General features: G+C 40.5%; 18 protein-coding genes. 17 read left to right on the forward strand and 1 reads right to left on the reverse strand.

Going from position 1 to position 16,509, the window contains the following annotated elements; all coding sequences use genetic code 11:
- The first annotated feature begins 68 nt into the window (after window positions 1-68).
- The 9 genes from atpG to MUN88_RS09495 all read left to right on the forward strand — a co-directional run bounded on the left by atpG (window position 69) and on the right by MUN88_RS09495 (window position 9,448).
- On the forward strand, window positions 69-932 hold the full coding sequence (atpG, locus tag MUN88_RS09455; RefSeq protein WP_244723685.1) for an ATP synthase F1 subunit gamma: 864 nt from the start codon (window positions 69-71) through the stop codon (window positions 930-932).
- A 34-nt stretch (window positions 933-966) separates the two neighbouring features.
- Window positions 967-2,370 carry a F0F1 ATP synthase subunit beta gene (gene atpD / locus MUN88_RS09460; protein WP_244723687.1) on the forward strand — a complete coding sequence of 468 codons (1,404 nt, stop codon included), beginning with the start codon at window positions 967-969 and terminating at the stop codon, window positions 2,368-2,370.
- A gap of 41 nt (window positions 2,371-2,411) precedes the next feature.
- Window positions 2,412-2,810: a F0F1 ATP synthase subunit epsilon gene (locus tag MUN88_RS09465; protein ID WP_244723689.1), complete on the forward strand. Its 399-nt coding sequence runs from the start codon at window positions 2,412-2,414 to the stop codon at window positions 2,808-2,810.
- A 499-nt stretch (window positions 2,811-3,309) separates the two neighbouring features.
- The gene (locus MUN88_RS09470; RefSeq protein ID WP_244723691.1) at window positions 3,310-3,546 is read left to right on the forward strand and encodes a DUF1146 family protein; all 237 of its coding nucleotides are present in this window, start codon (window positions 3,310-3,312) and stop codon (window positions 3,544-3,546) included.
- A gap of 95 nt (window positions 3,547-3,641) precedes the next feature.
- Window positions 3,642-4,343 (forward strand): YwmB family TATA-box binding protein, encoded by a 702-nt coding sequence (locus MUN88_RS09475; protein ID WP_244723693.1) that lies wholly within the window; start codon window positions 3,642-3,644, stop codon window positions 4,341-4,343.
- 35 nt (window positions 4,344-4,378) lie between these two features.
- Window positions 4,379-5,698: a UDP-N-acetylglucosamine 1-carboxyvinyltransferase gene (murA, locus tag MUN88_RS09480; RefSeq protein WP_244723696.1), complete on the forward strand. Its 1,320-nt coding sequence runs from the start codon at window positions 4,379-4,381 to the stop codon at window positions 5,696-5,698.
- 161 nt (window positions 5,699-5,859) lie between these two features.
- Window positions 5,860-6,918 (forward strand): stage II sporulation protein D, encoded by a 1,059-nt coding sequence (gene spoIID, locus MUN88_RS09485; RefSeq protein ID WP_244723699.1) that lies wholly within the window; start codon window positions 5,860-5,862, stop codon window positions 6,916-6,918.
- 58 nt (window positions 6,919-6,976) lie between these two features.
- On the forward strand, window positions 6,977-7,897 hold the full coding sequence (spoIIQ, locus tag MUN88_RS09490; RefSeq protein ID WP_244723702.1) for a stage II sporulation protein SpoIIQ: 921 nt from the start codon (window positions 6,977-6,979) through the stop codon (window positions 7,895-7,897).
- A 519-nt stretch (window positions 7,898-8,416) separates the two neighbouring features.
- Entirely contained in the window at window positions 8,417-9,448 is a 1,032-nt protein-coding gene (locus tag MUN88_RS09495; protein ID WP_244723705.1) for an AimR family lysis-lysogeny pheromone receptor, read from the forward strand.
- 482 nt (window positions 9,449-9,930) lie between these two features.
- Here MUN88_RS09495 and MUN88_RS09500 read toward each other — a convergent pair whose 3' ends face one another.
- Complete coding sequence (locus MUN88_RS09500; RefSeq protein WP_244723708.1) at window positions 9,931-10,146, reverse strand: hypothetical protein; 216 nt, start codon at window positions 10,144-10,146, stop codon at window positions 9,931-9,933.
- Between the two features lie 172 nt (window positions 10,147-10,318).
- Here MUN88_RS09500 and spoIIID point away from each other — a divergent pair, with 172 nt between their 5' ends.
- The 8 genes from spoIIID (at window position 10,319) to MUN88_RS09540 (ending at window position 16,503) form a co-directional block, all read left to right on the forward strand.
- Window positions 10,319-10,609, forward strand: a complete 291-nt coding sequence (gene spoIIID, locus MUN88_RS09505; protein WP_244723711.1) for a sporulation transcriptional regulator SpoIIID — start codon at window positions 10,319-10,321, stop codon at window positions 10,607-10,609.
- Window positions 10,610-10,898: 289 nt separating this feature from the next.
- Window positions 10,899-11,897: a rod shape-determining protein gene (locus MUN88_RS09510; RefSeq protein WP_244723713.1), complete on the forward strand. Its 999-nt coding sequence runs from the start codon at window positions 10,899-10,901 to the stop codon at window positions 11,895-11,897.
- A gap of 25 nt (window positions 11,898-11,922) precedes the next feature.
- Entirely contained in the window at window positions 11,923-12,747 is an 825-nt protein-coding gene (locus MUN88_RS09515; protein WP_244723716.1) for a flagellar hook-basal body protein, read from the forward strand.
- Between the two features lie 19 nt (window positions 12,748-12,766).
- Window positions 12,767-13,591 carry a flagellar hook-basal body protein gene (locus MUN88_RS09520; protein ID WP_244723719.1) on the forward strand — a complete coding sequence of 275 codons (825 nt, stop codon included), beginning with the start codon at window positions 12,767-12,769 and terminating at the stop codon, window positions 13,589-13,591.
- 24 nt (window positions 13,592-13,615) lie between these two features.
- Complete coding sequence (locus tag MUN88_RS09525) at window positions 13,616-13,918, forward strand: DNA-directed RNA polymerase subunit beta (RefSeq protein WP_244723722.1); 303 nt, start codon at window positions 13,616-13,618, stop codon at window positions 13,916-13,918.
- Between the two features lie 62 nt (window positions 13,919-13,980).
- Window positions 13,981-14,397, forward strand: coding sequence for a 3-hydroxyacyl-ACP dehydratase FabZ (fabZ, locus tag MUN88_RS09530; RefSeq protein ID WP_244723725.1), 417 nt, complete (start codon window positions 13,981-13,983; stop codon window positions 14,395-14,397).
- A gap of 715 nt (window positions 14,398-15,112) precedes the next feature.
- Entirely contained in the window at window positions 15,113-15,454 is a 342-nt protein-coding gene (locus MUN88_RS09535) for a hypothetical protein (protein WP_244723727.1), read from the forward strand.
- 197 nt (window positions 15,455-15,651) lie between these two features.
- Window positions 15,652-16,503 (forward strand): TetR/AcrR family transcriptional regulator, encoded by an 852-nt coding sequence (locus tag MUN88_RS09540; protein ID WP_244723730.1) that lies wholly within the window; start codon window positions 15,652-15,654, stop codon window positions 16,501-16,503.
- Window positions 16,504-16,509 lie beyond the last annotated feature (6 nt).

Genomic DNA, 16,509 nt, shown 5'->3' on the forward strand with positions numbered 1-16,509 from the left:
GTTACAGAAATCACTCAGCTTTCAATATAGGAAACGTTCAACCTTTTTGGAAAGGGCGGTGAAAAATAGTGGCATCTCTTAGAGATATAAAAACGCGTATTAATTCCACGAAGAAAACAAAGCAAATTACGAAAGCCATGCACATGGTTTCTGCTTCAAAGTTAAATAAAGCAGAAGAATTAGCGAAATCTTTTGATCCATACAGCAATAAGATCAAAGAAGTCGTTCATAGTATTGCTGGAAGTGGCCAGGATGCAGACCATCCGATGCTGCAAACACGTGAGGTGAAGAAAACAGCCTATTTTGTTATCACATCTGATCGTGGTTTGGCAGGAGCCTTTAATAGTGGAGTATTACGCCAAGTATATCGAAAAATTGAAGAAAAGCATCAATCAAAAGATGAATATACGATTATTACGTTAGGTCGTATGGGGCGTGATTTCTTTAAGAAACGCGACATGCCGATTTTGAGAGAAATTACTGGTGTTTCCGATCAACCAAGTTTTGCGGAAATAAAAGAATTAACTTCTGAAACGGTACAACTTTTTATTGATGAAGAAATCGATGAATTGGTTATTTTCTATAATCACTTTATCAGTGCGATTTCACAAGAAATTACAGAGAAAAAGCTTTTACCACTAACAGACTTGTCCGAAATGTCTGGAGGGGTACAGAGCACATATGAATATGAACCAAATCAACAAGAAATATTAAACGTATTATTGCCACAATATGCGGAAAGCTTGATCTTCGGAGCACTTCTCGACAGTAAAGCGAGTGAACATGCATCTCGTATGACTGCGATGAAGAGTGCAACAGACAATGCGGATGACCTTATTGATGATCTATCATTACAATACAACCGCGCAAGACAAGCAGCCATTACGCAAGAAATCACCGAAATCGTCGGTGGAGCAGCCGCGTTAGAATAATACAATCGGAATCATTTAGTTAGGAGGGAAATCGATGGCAAAAGGACACGTTATTCAAATTATGGGACCGGTAGTTGACGTTAAGTTCGAAGACGGACACCTCCCTGAAATTTACAACGCGTTAAAAGTACAGTATGAAGCGAACGGTGAAACGCAGGACCTTACAGTAGAAGTTGCTCTTCACTTAGGCGATGACGCTGTACGTACAATTGCAATGTCATCTACAGAAGGTGTACAACGTGGTGCAGCTGTAATAGATATGAATGCACCGATCTCTGTACCAGTAGGTGAAGAAACATTAGGCCGTGTCTTCAATGTTTTAGGTGAAAAAATCGACCTTGATGAAGAATTAGGAGAGCAAGTACGTCGTGATCCAATTCACCGTCAGTCACCTAAATTTGAAGAATTAGCAACAGAAACAGAAATTCTGGAAACAGGTATTAAAGTAGTAGACCTTCTTGCACCTTATATCAAAGGTGGTAAAATCGGTTTATTTGGTGGTGCGGGTGTAGGTAAAACCGTACTTATCCAGGAATTAATCAACAACATTGCACAAGAGCACGGTGGTATTTCCGTATTCGCAGGTGTTGGGGAACGTACTCGTGAAGGTAACGACCTTTACTACGAAATGAAAGATTCGGGCGTAATCGCAAAAACAGCGATGGTATTCGGTCAAATGAACGAACCACCCGGAGCTCGTATGCGTGTTGCCCTAACTGGTCTTACTATGGCGGAGCACTTCCGTGATGAGCAAGGTCAGGACGTTCTATTGTTCATCGACAACATTTTCCGTTTTACACAAGCAGGTTCAGAGGTATCGGCACTTCTTGGCCGTATGCCATCTGCCGTTGGTTATCAGCCAACACTTGCAACGGAAATGGGGCAATTACAAGAGCGTATCACATCAACAAACAAAGGTTCTGTAACATCTATTCAAGCGGTATACGTACCTGCCGATGACTACACGGACCCGGCACCGGCTACAACGTTCGCTCACTTAGATGCGACAACAAACCTTGACCGTGGATTATCTGAGCAAGGTATCTACCCCGCGGTGGATCCACTTGCATCAACATCTCGTGCCCTTGACCCTGAGATCGTAGGGGAAGAGCATTACAATGTTGCACGTGAAGTTCAGCAAACGATTCAAAAGTATAAAGAATTACAAGATATTATTGCCATCTTGGGTATGGATGAGTTATCTGATGAAGATAAACTTACCGTTGCTCGTGCGCGTCGTATCCAGTTCTTCTTATCGCAAAACTTCCACGTTGCGGAGCAGTTTACAGGTCAAAAAGGTTCCTATGTACCAGTTCAGGAAACAGTTCAAGGTTTCCGTGAAATCCTTGACGGTAAATATGATGACCTTCCAGAAGATGCGTTCCGTCTAGTAGGTCGTATCGAAGAAGTAGTAGAAAAAGCGAAGCAAATGGCGTAAGAACGCCTTTTGCTTTTATTCCAGCCTAAGGAGGGGTTCTGTTGAAAACACTAACAGTAAGTGTTGTTACTCCGGATGGCCCTGTTCTGGAAGATTCATTTGAAATGGTTAGCTGTAAAGCTGAGAGTGGAGAGCTTGGGATCTTACCTGGTCACATTCCGCTCGTTGCACCGTTATCGATTAGTGCTGTGCGTTTAAAAGGCGAAAATCCACATCGCATTGCCGTAAGTGGAGGATTCCTAGAGGTACGCCCTGACAAAGTGACCATCCTGGCACAATCAGCAGAGCAACCAGAGGACATCGATATCGAACGTGCCCGCGCAGCGAAAGAACGAGCAGAACGCCGCTTACAAGCTAAACAAGATGAAATTGATTTCAGAAGGGCAGAATTAGCACTACAACGTGCCTTAAACCGAATCGAAATTAAAGAAAACAGATAAGTAACAAAAAACGGCTGCCGTAACCAACCAGGTTACGCGCAGCCATTTTTTTGTACAAACTGTGCTCATTTTGAAATTGTCTATGTGCTAGGCTGTCGCTCCGCCCAACCACTCCGCATCCTGCGGGGCACGGATTCAGCTAGGCTACTACTTGAACTGCGTCTTTGCTGCCTTGTGCCGAGGAAGCCTGTTTCGAAGCAATACTTGCAGACACAGGCACAGACAAAGTGGACCTTCAGCTCGCGCAGGACGCGAAGTGGTTGGCCGGAGCGGTATCCCAGCACATAAACAATTTCAAAATCACTACCAAGTTAGTTAACATAATCCTACTATAATAAAACAATCCCAATAACGTGCGAATAACATCGCAATTATGACAAATCATCCGCAAAATTGCCGTCGAATTTCCCGGGAAATATCGAATCGTATCCAAAAAAACAGAAATCGATCCAGATATGTTACAATATAAAATAAATCATAGGTTAGTGAGGGATTTTGAATGTTGGAGAGTTTAGCGCAGGATGGGTTGATCGGCATGTTATCTCATCTGCTTTTTATTGTGATCACATGGCAAGTATTGCAATCATTAAATTTTGATGAATGGTTCAAAAAGCATAAAGTAATGGAAGCAAGAATCTTCCTTATATTAATCACGATTACGATCGGTTCCACCGTAAGTAACTTTTTCTTAGATTTCTTAAACTGGTCGCAGCAACTGTTATATATGTTTTCTTAAGATATGCCAATTCATCTATATTAAAAAGATAAGATCTTCATGTATGGATACTTCATTTTCTGCCAATACTTTTTACTAAAAAAGGAGTGCGGGGAATGAAGTATTTACTTTTTTCTATTACGGCAATGATGATGATATTTTTTGTGCAGCAATTAGATGCGAAAACGACGGAGGATAATACGAAAGAGATAAATGATATGGTGGCGATGATAGAGGAACAAGACTTGAATCTAGCAAACTTAGAAACTACTATTAGAGAAAGAAGAACAATTCAAGAAATTTCTCGTTTTATCGACAATCTGGAAGGGTATCAACTAACTATGGTTGACGACGATACGTATAAATTAGATTCAAACCGTCGGAATAATAGTGGGGTTAACGAATCATTATTAATAGTGCGCACATATGAAAAGAAAAATGAATATCAAGTACTTTATACTATTTCAACGACGAAAATGACGCCGGAAGTACTAGAAAAGTTTCAGGAGAATATAAAAGGAGTTACAAAATCATTATTTACAGACAAAGCACAATATTTCTCTTGTGCACAAGCATGGAAAAATGGTATTATAGATATTGTTTCTTTTATAAATTTTGTAAAATCTGAACTGAAAATGTCAATTATTGACGAAGTAAATGAGCCAGACTTCACTACATGGACTGGTTATACAGCGAAATGGAAGCAGGAAATACAGCAATATGATCAAGAATTCAATATACAAATCGCCGTTAGAGAAGGGATAGGAGACAGAAGTACCGTAACAATTGGAACACCTATCCTGATAAATGAATACTAATAATAATGAATATGCACTACAGAGGAGAATGAGCCTTGGAAAATATCATCGTTCGTGGTGGGAGGCAGTTAAATGGTACCGTTAAAGTAGAAGGTGCCAAAAATGCCGTACTGCCTGTCATTGCAGCAAGCATAATTGCAAGTGAAGGAAAAAGTATTATACACGAAGTACCTGCATTAGCAGATGTACTCACTATAAATCAAGTATTAACGCACATGAACGCAGAAGTTAAATATGAAAAGAACACCGTTACAGTTGATGCAACACAACCACTTCTAACAGAAGCTCCTTTTGAATATGTACGTAAAATGCGTGCTTCTGTACTGGTATTAGGGCCATTGTTAGCTCGTTATGGTCATGCGAAGGTTGCTATGCCGGGAGGATGTGCAATTGGCTCAAGACCTATTGACCTTCACTTAAAAGGCTTCGAAGCAATGGGGGCAGATGTACATGTAGGTAATGGTTTTGTTGAAGTTTCAACAAATGGCAGATTGAAGGGTGCAAAGATCTATCTGGATATGCCGAGTGTTGGAGCAACAGAGAACATTATGATGGCCGCAGCACTTGCAAATGGTAAGACAATCATCGAGAATGCTGCAAAGGAACCAGAAATAGTAGACTTGGCCAACTATCTGAACAAAATGGGTGCGCATGTTATTGGAGCAGGAACTGAGACAATTAAAATCGAAGGCGTCGATAGACTGTATGGCGCAGAGCATACGATTATCCCGGACCGTATTGAGGCGGGAACATTTATGGTAGCTGCAGCAATTACAGGTGGAAATGTTTTGATTGAGAACGCTGAAGTGGATCATATGCGCGCACTAGTATCGAAGATGGAAGAAATGGGAGTCCGTATTCTTGAAGAAGCGGATGGTGTTCGCGTGATTGGACCGAAAACTCTTCAATCGACCGATATTAAGACATTGCCACACCCAGGTTTTCCAACGGATATGCAGTCACAGATGATGGCACTTATGCTACATGCAGCAGGTACAAGTGTAATTACTGAAACTGTTTTTGAAAATCGTTTTATGCATGTTGAAGAATTTAGAAGAATGAATGCGAAATTGAAGATCGAAGGCCGCAGTGTGATTGTAGAAGGTCCTGTAAGTTTACAAGGGGCTGAAGTAGCTGCCACAGACTTACGCGCAGGAGCTGCGTTAATTTTGGCAGGACTGGTAGCAGATGGTTACACACGTGTTACTTCTCTGCACCATATTGACAGAGGGTATGTCGATATCACGGAAAAATTTGCGAAACTCGGGGCGGATATTGAACGCGTTAACGCAATGGAAACATCTTTTGTAGCAGAAGCTAATATAGCGGATACAGAACAAATAGAAGTACAATAATAGAGATAAGAGGACAGCAGAGACATATGCTAGTCCTCTTTTTCTTTCATAAAAATCACTAATGACAACGAGAAGAGCCAAGTTTATCTATAATGTTCTATTCTCCTAATCTTGTGAATAAAATAGAGTAGAAATACAAGACAAGAATGAGGAGGTTATTCATGGCCAAATGGCAGTACAAAAAAACCAAACAGTCCAACTGGAAAATGCCCGTCATAGTCATCGTAGCAACTTTACTGACCTTTATGTTCATCGTACCTACAATCATAGTTATTCCGTTTAAAGGGGATAACGCAACACAAGCATCTATCGAAAAACAGGCCGAAGAAGCGACAGCTGCAGCACCCGTCACATTGGATTCTCCTTTTGATGTCAATGTCTTACGTAGTGAAACGGACGAAGTCGAAAAGGTACCATTGGAGGATTATGTCGTACACGTAGTTGCCTCGGAGATGCCCGCAGATTTCGAATTAGAGGCATTGAAGGCACAAGCGCTAGCGGCAAGAACGTATATCACTCAATACCTAACACAAGGTCAACAAGGCAAGTTAGAAGGTGGGGCAGATGTAACCGATACCGTCCAGCATCAAGTTTATAAGAACGAAGATGAACTACGCCAAGTGTGGGGGAGTGATTATCATTGGAAAATTGAAAAAATCACAGAAGCAGTAGCAGCCACACAAGGTAAGATTATCACTTATAGTAACCAGCCGATCACACCAGCATTCTTCTCTACAAGTAACGGATATACCGAGAATTCGGAAGATTACTGGGAAGGCGAACTGCCATACCTTCGTACGGTGGAAAGCCCATGGGATGAAGAAATTTCACCTAAATTTTTTGATCAAAAGATATTTACGAAGCCAGAATTAGAAAAAAAATTAGGTGTAACGATTTCCAGTCAGATCAATGATTTTCAATTGACGAGGACAGAAAGTAAACGGGTAGAAACTGTCAAAATAGGTGACAATACATTCTCAGGTCGTGATATACGAGAAAAACTCGGCCTGCCATCGAATGACTTCACAATCACGAAAAAAGACGATCATTACGTCTTTACTACGAAAGGATATGGGCATGGCGTCGGTATGAGTCAATACGGAGCAAATGGCATGGCGAAGGAAGGAAAAACGTACGAAGAGATCATCGAATATTACTACCAGGGCGTGCAGGTTTCCACGCTGGAAAAGGCAACACCAAAACTTTTAGTAAAAAAATAATTTTTTTATGTATATTTTTTCCTCTATTTGATCACAATGGTTGCTGAGGTGATGCATAATGGAGGAAAACAAAAACGTTTCAAAAAATAGCTGGAAACGTATCTTCAAGAAAAGATGGTTCTTTCCTGCAGTATATTTAGCAGTAGCGGCTCTACTTTTAACAGGGGTATTATGGTATCAGAATGCTATCAATCAAGTTCCAGAGGCTGCGGAAGACATGCAAGATCAATTGAATGGTGAGCAGGAAAGTCAGGATGACGAAGACGCAACAACAGTCATGCAACAACAGGAAATGCTAGAAATGCCAGTAGCGGAAGACTTGCAAACGGAAATCGTGACAAAATTTTATGATTATGGTGCAGATGCAGAAACACAGGAACAAGCGTTAATTCTACACGAAAATCAATACTATCAAAGTGATGGAATTGATATCTCTACATCTGGAGATGAAGCTTTTGACGTAAGTGCTGCACTATCAGGTACAGTAGCAGAAGTGAAACAAGATCCACTACTAGGTAACGTAGTGAAATTAGAGCACGATTTCGGTGTTACAACGTATTACGCTAGTTTAGAAGAGATTCTCGTAGAGCAAGGTAGTACAGTAGAACAAGGTCAGGCAATCGCAACAGCTGGACAGAACACACTCGGTCAGGAACATGGTATTCACGTCCATTTTGAAGTAAGAAAAGATGGTACACCCGTGAACCCTGAAGATTTTGTTAATCAACCTATTAACAAGATTATAGCTCCTGATCAAGAGGATGCAGAATCAGATACCGAAACGGACACGGAGACAGATCAAGGAACGGAAGCAGACACGGAAACGGATGATAGCGAAGATAAAGCCCCTGCTGCTGAAGAAGAAGACAATACAGATGATGCAGAAGAGACACCAGAGGATACCGAAGAAGATTCTACTAATAACTCAGAATCTGAAATGGAAAATAGTGAATCTTCAAGCGCAATGGAAAATGCATAAATACGAATCTCCTTACCTGTGAAAATAGGTAAGGAGATTTTTTTGCATGGCAGGAATACTATAAAATTCTCTCAGATAGCATTCTGGCTTAAAAGAACCACATATATAATGTATGACATGAAGGCAAATTACAAAAATAATAATGTGATTTGGTTTCTTATAATAAGGATTATGTAATGCTAGCATGTTTTGCGAAATGATTATATTGATAGAAAGTATTTGCTTAGCAAAGCTCTAGAAATATGCTCCACAGGACGCGAAGTGGTTGGTCGAGCGGGTATCCTACCACTAACAACATGTCAAAATAACCGCTAAGCTAACTGACATAATCTGTATTAAAGGAAGTTGTATTTAGAGGATCGAGCGAGATGCCTAGTTTTTATATACAACGAACATAACGTTCCTAAAAGCGATCATCCTGTCGATAATATGAGGTATTTGACGAACGAATATACCGATTTACCTATTGAAATCTATCTCGAATATGAAATAATATAGTAATGTGAAAGGAGATCGCAAATGGAAACTACAAAAATAAAAACTGGGATGATCCGCGAATATTTTGAATCCGAGAAGCAGATGCAACTCTCACAATTTCTCACGATGATCAGCCTAGATAACGACGAAACACAGGAACTATCCATCACTAAAGATTTTTTACTTCTTAGTAACTCCACCACAGATCAACGTCTTGCCTTAGAATATTTTTACATCAATCGATCCTACCAGGAAGTGCAGTACTTTATTAAATTAAATAAGGAACATTGTCATCCGCTAAATAAAAATTCAGCAAAACTATATCAGCTTATGCTCGACTTAAGAGCGGGCAAACCTGCCCATGAAGTTAGGGCACTCGCGAAAACGGTTTCCGCCGATACACCAGAATTAAAGTGTATAAAATACTTTTTAAATATAGAGGTAGATTCAAAAGTATATAACTTTGAAAGAATCGGATATTTTTTAAACAAAATCCAAAAACAAATATGTTATGTGGATAATCCACTTTTGATTACTTTCTTTAATAGTAGAATTCAAATTATTTTGTTTCATTATTATTGGAAGCGCAACGAATTAATTCTGGCAAGGAAACATGCTTACGAAGCACTGCAGCTACCGCATCAAGCCAAACAAAAAGCAGAACTTCATTTGAATTTGGCATTAACGTATATTTATGAAGATTTTCATTCGTGTCTCTATCACATCGAAGAGGCAAAATACTTGGCAATCGCCCTGGATGATAGAGAAACTTTAGATATGATTGATAATTTCACCTATCCATTTGTTTGTGCGCATTTTGGAAAGACTGAAGGTGTAGACACAAAACATCCTGTAGAAAAAGCACATCTTGAAATTGCGAAAGGGAACTTCGATGTAGCAACGCAAATGCTGGAAGGCCTCGAATTCACCACTCCCTTCTCGCAATACTATTTAGGACTCGCCACCAAGAAGCAACATTTTTTTATACATTCTTACCAACACTTTATGGAGAAAAGGAGTGATCATTTTTTTGCTAAATTGCCACTTAAAGCTTCTGAAGGATTAGGTTTATAAAAAAGATAATCCAAGGGAATAGGAGAAATTCGATTAATGAAGTCAATTAAAAAAATGGATCCAGACTACGGTGATATCGGATGAAAGGTGATGGCTCAGCCATCATCTTTTTCCTTGTAGTGAGACTTTGGGGATGGTAGCGGAAGTTAGTGAAAGAGTACAAAAGTGCGGAGGTAGGTAGTTGATTTGTCTCCATTGGGGGAGAAAGGATACAAAAGAGGAAAAGCAAAAGGAAGATTTGTCTCGAAATTGGAGAAAGGGAACAAAAGAGAAGAGCGCACCAGAAGATTTGTCTCCATTGGGGGAGAAAGGATACAAAAGAGGAAAACCAAGCCGAAGATTTGTCTCGAAAGTGGAGGAAGGGAACAAAAGAGAAGAGCGCACCAGTAGATTTGTATCCATTTGGAGAGAAAGGATACAAAAGAGGAAAGCTTGCCCCTAAAGATTTGTCTCCAATCCCACAACCGAAGCAATCAAAAGTTTCATCCCCTCATCCAGAAGCCACTGAAGGGAAATTTATCCACTACCGCGATCAGCCATAAACAGCCATTGGATGTAGCGAATCCATCAAAGTAATCCGGTTCATCACTACACCCCCCATGCACCTTAAATAATCCACCCCAACATCCCGTCCAAACACTACTTGTCCAATTACGGTAAATTACGCTCGCCTTGCCACTCGGAAACCAATCAAGCATAAGTATGTCCCAAAAATTACTGTCATATTGGGCTTTGCTGAGTAATAAGATGTTACAAATTATCTTTTATTTGTCTAAGGTGAAGTTCTCATCTCAGTATCCTATGTATTTTTATACGCAATGCTTGTCTCAATTCACGCCTTGGACTGACAACTATTGGGAGGCGAGTAAAGTGCATGACTACATCAAAGAACGAACATTAAAGATTGGCAGGTACATCGTAGAATCGAAGAAAACAGTTCGAGTCATAGCGAAAGAATTTGGAGTTTCCAAAAGCACTGTACACAAAGATTTGACAGAACGTTTACCAGAATTACATCCCGACTTAGCAAACGAAGTAAAAGAAATATTAAGCCACCATAAATCGATCCGTCATTTAAGGGGTGGTGAAGCAACCAAGATGAAATATCAACTTCATGGCAAACAAGCACCACCACTACCTGAAGAACTTATTACAAAGTAGCAGCACATTATCCTCTCTAATTCATCTGAAATCCTTTTTCCACTAGCCTATTTCCAATAACCAATCGCCAATACCATCTAAGATCCGACAACATCGACATATTTTCCTAAAAATATTGACATTTTTTATGGAAAGCTATAACGATCTGGATCATTTTATGATATTATATATAATTAGAGGTATTATGTACCATAATAATATTAATTATTATATAAAGCTTACATACATAACAAACAACGTCCTAGACGAAATGGATCACAAGGTATTGAAATAGGGAGGATAATCGTTCATGTTTTCAAGAGATATTGGAATAGATTTAGGAACAGCGAATGTGCTGATTCATGTAAAGGGAAAAGGGATTGTATTAGACGAACCATCCGTTGTAGCAATGGATCGTAACACTGGAAGGGTTCTGGAAGTAGGGGAAGCGGCTCGCCGTATGGTTGGCCGTACACCTGGCAACATCGAGGCTATTCGTCCGTTAAAAGATGGCGTTATCGCTGACTTTGACGTAACCGAATCCATGCTGAAATACTTTATTAACAAAATTAATGTCAAAGGCTTTTTGTCAAAGCCAAGAATGTTAATCTGCTGCCCAACAAACATAACGAAAGTGGAGCAAAAGGCTATTAAGGAAGCAGCCGAAAAATCAGGTGGAAAGAAAGTATACTTAGAAGAAGAACCTAAGGTAGCAGCAATTGGTGCAGGGATGGATATTTTTCAGCCAAGCGGTAATATGGTAGTCGATATCGGTGGTGGAACAACAGATGTTGCTGTATTATCGATGGGTGATATTGTAACGGCACAATCGATCAAAATGGCTGGGGACAAATTCGACGCCGAAATTCTTCAGTATGTAAAACGAAAATACAAATTATTAATTGGTGAGCGCACAGCAGAAGATATTAAAATCAATGTGGCAACAGTATTCCAAGGAGCCCGCAGTGAGGAAATCGATATCAGAGGACGTGACATGGTATCCGGTTTGCCAAGAACGATTACGATTCGTTCCGAGGAAGTAGAAGAAGCGTTGCGTGAATCAATTTCTTTAATCGTACAATCAGCGAAGACTGTACTGGAAAAAACACCACCAGAGCTATCTGCAGATATCATCGACAGAGGTGTGATTTTAACAGGTGGCGGTGCGTTACTAAATGGTTTAGATCAACTATTGGCAGAAGAATTGAAAGTACCTGTTTTACTAGCTGAAGAACCAATGAATTGTGTGGCAAAAGGTACCGGAATTATGCTGGATAACATCGATAAATTAGAACGTTCTATCGTATAATGCAATCGAAAGTGAGGTTCGACCCATGTTAAGAGGTTTCTACACAGCGACAAATGGCATGATGGCGCAGCAACGTAATCTCGAAGTGCTGTCCAACAACATGACGAATGCGCAAACACCAGGCTATAAACAAGATACCGCAACACTAAGGGCATTTCCGGAACTGTTGATTCAGCGAATGGAAAACCGTGAATTGCCGACTACGGAAGGTACAAAGATCCCGACAATGACAGAACTCGGTGCGATCAATACAGGTGTGTACGTGCAGGAAACGATCCCTGATTTTGTACAAGGCTCGTTAAAAGAAACAGGTGTCTCTACAGATATGGCGCTTGTGCAAGGCACCACACCAGATGAAACTGGGTCCATTTTTTTCACTGTTCAAAATGGTGATGGCGACATCCGCTATACACGAAATGGTAATTTTACGGTGGACGGTGAAGGAAATCTGACGACGAATAATGGTTACTACGTATTAGATGAAGCCGGCAATCCGATAAATACAAACGGACTGGATTTTTCCGTGTCGACTGATGGTGTAGTCCAAGTAGCGGGTGGGAACATTCCGCTTGGAATTGCCTACAGTGCCAATGCTAACGATTTATCGAAAAATGGACAGGATCTGTTTGAACTGGCGGAGGATGGACAAGCATTAGTCAATGCCGGGGGCGTAGAAGGATTGCAATATTCCATTCAGCAAAATCATTTGGAGAATTCCAATGTGGATGCTTCGCAGACGATGACCGATATGATGCAGGCATATCGTAGTTTTGAAGCCAATCAGAAGGTTGTGCAGCAATACGATCGCAGCTTAGATAAGGCGGTCAACGAAATTGCACGACTTGGATAACGTAAAGGGGTAGAAGCCGATGACTAGAATGACTATTCAAGCTGCCGCCACAATGGGGCAATTGCAGAAACGACTAGATAATATCGCGAATAATATCGCTAATTCCAATACAACTGGCTACAAAAACCGTGATGCCAATTTTTCCTCACTATTGTCTCAACAGATCAATCTTGAGGCAGATCCGACGAATGAAACAGGACGATTAACGCCGGAAGGATTACGGGTTGGAGCAGGAGCAAAATTAGGACATACTAATTTTGACTTCACTCAAGGTTCTTTGCAGACAACGGATCGCAATCTTGACGTGGCATTGCTTGAGGATAATCAATTTTTTCAAGTAGCCGTTGAGGAGAATGGTCAGGAAGAAGTTCGTTATACAAGAGCGGGGAACTTTTACTTGAGTCCGATGGAGAATGATACGGTGATGCTGGTGACCTCGGATGGAAATCCGGTACTTGGTGCAAATCAGCAGCCGATTGTATTAGCGGATGATATGGAAGACTTGACCATTGACGAAAATGGTATGATCAATGTAACACGGAATGGTGAACAAGTTGTCGAAGGACAGATCGGTGTCGTAGAAGCCGTACGCCCACGTCTGTTCGAGGCGTCAGGTGACTCGCTTTTCCGATTATCAGAGGACAGTCTTAACAATTATCCACTAAACGAAATTATAAATGATGTTGATAATATCAGTGTCCAAAGTGGGGCACTGGAAGGATCGAACGTAGATATTGCCAAACAAACAACCGATATGATTGAAACACAGCGCGCTTATCAGTTTAATGCGCGAACAATCTCGATGCATGACCAGATGAATGGTCTGATTAATCAATTGAGATAAAGTCGAAATAAGGAGCCATCTCGTATGTCAGAGGAAATAAAGAACGAAATGAAAACCCCTGAATCCAATCAGGAAAAGAAACAAAAGAATGAAAAAAGAGCAGAAGTCAAAGAAAAGCAGAAGCAGGAGGAACTGCAGGAAAAAGAGAAGCGGTATGTCCGTCGTCTCATTCCGATTTGGGCGAAGCTTCTGATCTTTTTAGTGCTTAGTTCATTTGCTCTTCTCATTGGACTTATTGTAGGATTTAGCATACTAGGGGATGGCAGCCCATTAGATGTGCTGAAATGGGAAACATGGCAGCATATCATCGATTTTATTCAAAAATAAAGATAGGGTCAGACGAATGGTCTGATCCTTGTTGTATATAAAATGGAAGGAGACAAATACATATGGATATTGAACAAATAAAAGAAACGATTCCACACCGTTATCCATTTTTATTAGTGGATCAAATCACGGACCAAACGGATACAAAGATTACCGGAAAAAAGAACGTAACCATCAATGAACCCTTTTTCCAAGGACATTTTCCGGATTACCCGGTAATGCCAGGTGTACTCATCGTCGAAGCCCTCGCACAAGTAGGTGCCGTAGCGATCCTGAGCAAAGAGGAAAACAAAGGAAAAATCGGTTTTCTGGCAGGTATCGATAAATGCCGCTTCAAGCGTCAAGTAAAACCAGGCGATCAACTGCAATTAGAAGTAGAAATCATCCGCATCAAAGGACCAATCGGCAAAGGCAAAGCCGTAGCAAAAGTAGGCGAAGACCTAGCATGTGAAGCAGAGATTACATTTGCGGTGAAATAACTGGAACACGAAAAGCAGAACGTAACACGGATTCTTTTAGCTGTTATGTTCTGCTTTTTCTTATGTGACTGTGGAAAGGGGTGGTCAACCCCCCCTTCGAAAACCTTGTCGGCGATTCGGTGTGGTTTCAAAAACTTCCGAAAAGAAGATCACTTTCAGCGAAAAAGAGTGTAACGAGCGAAGGTGCTCGCCATTCAACCACAATACCCTTGATAAAAGCACATAATGAACGAAAGCGTGGCTCATTCGCCCACAACACCCTTGCAAAAAGCGTATAATAAACGAAAATGCACCTCATTCAATCACAATGCCCTTGCCAAAAGCGCATAACGAACGAAAGAATTCCCCATCCAATCACAACTATGGGAAATGAAGCCCGATAGTAACAGCATAGCACGCAAAAGATTTTTCACCTTTGTGCCTTTTTTTAAATGCCAGTGATGTACAAAAAATAAAAAGGGGTGGTCAACCACCCCTTTCCGACGGTGCGATTGTTTTTTAAAAAAAAACACTTTTCTGCTCGCACTTATACCTTGCCAATGTCGCCTATTTCCTCAGCCCAATGCAGCCTAAAATAGTTCAAGCAGCAGCCAAGCAAGAAAGCCTCATCAACTTGGTTATTTACAATAAAAAATTACCAACCCACAAAAGCATATAATTCGAAAAAGTTGGTTAAGCTAGCACTGAAGACGACTTAAAAGGAGGACTAAAGCATATGAAATCAAAGTACATCAAGTACCTAAGTGCCTTTTTATTATCTCTTGCTTTTCTTGCAGGTTGTGCAAATAGTGAAGAAGAAAAACCATTAGAAGAAGAACAACAGCAAGATGACCAAACAGGTACTGAAGAGGAAGAGGTACCTGGCGATACGGGTGACAACCCAGAAGAAGGAACTGGAACTGGTACTACTGACGAAGGTACAATAGATGAAGGCACTACCGAAGATGGAAACACAGGTGAAGATATGGGCGAAGAAATGGAAGATACCATGGATGAAGCCGAACAAAATATGGAAGATGCGGTAGACAACGAAGAAAACAAATCAGGAAATGAATAAATAATAATGAAAGCCAATCTTCATACCAAGAAGTATTGGCTTTTATTATGTTTACACAAGCAGAAAAAATCTGAAGCACAACCGTTGCAACGAAACGCTAGAGTTGGTAACGTAGAGATGTGACTGACCAGTCATGAGAAAAAAGTGAAACCTCTGTAGCCCAGCTATCGTACAAGAAAAGGAGAGTGAGAAAAGCCATGTCGAAACTGGAAGACAAAAAGAAACGAATTATGCAAGAAAGTCTAAAACTCTTCGCAGAAAAGGGATTTCACACGACTTCCATTCAAGAGATTGCTTCCACGAGTGAAGTTTCCAAAGGCGCCTTTTACATCCATTTTGATTCAAAAGATGACTTGTTAGTGGAAATCTTCAAATATTATTCCGAAACAATCATGGAAAAACTAAACCGCATGGAGCATTCTTCGGACGATCCATTTGAAACGTTCACCAATCAAATTGCAGCATTTCTTGATTTATATAAAGACCATAAAGAATATTTGCTGATGCATTTCCGTGACAACATTCACCTTGGTGATAAGATGGATGACTTAATCCGAAGTCTACATAAACAAAGCTACGACTGGATGGAAGAACGCTTGCGAAATATTTATGGCAGTCAGTTATCCGTGCACATGACCGATATCATCATTCAGGTCGACAGTCTGCTCAGTGGCTATTTCAAATGGATTGCGATTCATCATTTGGATTTCGATTCAACACATTTGGCATCATACATTACCCATCATATCAACCTTATGATTCAAGATGTTCTCCAGGAAAATGCGCCACCCATTTTTCAATATCAGGATTTAACTCAATTTAACGAAAAAGACGAACTGGCGATTCAAGAGAATATCGATGCATTATATGAAAAAATAGCACGATTATCTGAACAGGACAAACAGGAAGCCAAAGAAGCGATTCAAGTATTAGAAGAAGAACGAACGAAGCAAAAGCCGAAACGTATCATTATTCAGAGTATGCTGCAACATTTAGAAACACATGAGGAGTTACAAGCCCATGTGCAAAATATAAAAAAATATCTTTAAGAACAG

This window comes from Gracilibacillus caseinilyticus (genome assembly GCF_022919115.1).
Taxonomy (GTDB): domain Bacteria; phylum Bacillota; class Bacilli; order Bacillales; family Amphibacillaceae; genus Gracilibacillus; species Gracilibacillus caseinilyticus.

Bases quoted from the DNA above. Each gene is read 5' to 3' on its own strand.
- atpD (WP_244723687.1), top strand. From the start codon at position 967: ATGGCAAAAGGACACGTTATTCAAATTATGGGACCGGTAGTTGACGTT.
- MUN88_RS09470 (WP_244723691.1), top strand. From the start codon at position 3,310: ATGTTGGAGAGTTTAGCGCAGGATGGGTTGATCGGCATGTTATCTCAT.
- MUN88_RS09475 (WP_244723693.1), top strand. From the start codon at position 3,642: ATGAAGTATTTACTTTTTTCTATTACGGCAATGATGATGATATTTTTT.
- spoIID (WP_244723699.1), top strand. From the start codon at position 5,860: ATGGCCAAATGGCAGTACAAAAAAACCAAACAGTCCAACTGGAAAATG.
- spoIIQ (WP_244723702.1), top strand. From the start codon at position 6,977: ATGGAGGAAAACAAAAACGTTTCAAAAAATAGCTGGAAACGTATCTTC.
- MUN88_RS09495 (WP_244723705.1), top strand. From the start codon at position 8,417: ATGGAAACTACAAAAATAAAAACTGGGATGATCCGCGAATATTTTGAA.
- MUN88_RS09500 (WP_244723708.1), bottom strand. From the start codon at position 10,146: ATGCTTGATTGGTTTCCGAGTGGCAAGGCGAGCGTAATTTACCGTAAT.
- MUN88_RS09510 (WP_244723713.1), top strand. From the start codon at position 10,899: ATGTTTTCAAGAGATATTGGAATAGATTTAGGAACAGCGAATGTGCTG.
- MUN88_RS09515 (WP_244723716.1), top strand. From the start codon at position 11,923: ATGTTAAGAGGTTTCTACACAGCGACAAATGGCATGATGGCGCAGCAA.
- MUN88_RS09520 (WP_244723719.1), top strand. From the start codon at position 12,767: ATGACTAGAATGACTATTCAAGCTGCCGCCACAATGGGGCAATTGCAG.
- MUN88_RS09525 (WP_244723722.1), top strand. From the start codon at position 13,616: ATGTCAGAGGAAATAAAGAACGAAATGAAAACCCCTGAATCCAATCAG.
- fabZ (WP_244723725.1), top strand. From the start codon at position 13,981: ATGGATATTGAACAAATAAAAGAAACGATTCCACACCGTTATCCATTT.
- MUN88_RS09535 (WP_244723727.1), top strand. From the start codon at position 15,113: ATGAAATCAAAGTACATCAAGTACCTAAGTGCCTTTTTATTATCTCTT.
- MUN88_RS09540 (WP_244723730.1), top strand. From the start codon at position 15,652: ATGTCGAAACTGGAAGACAAAAAGAAACGAATTATGCAAGAAAGTCTA.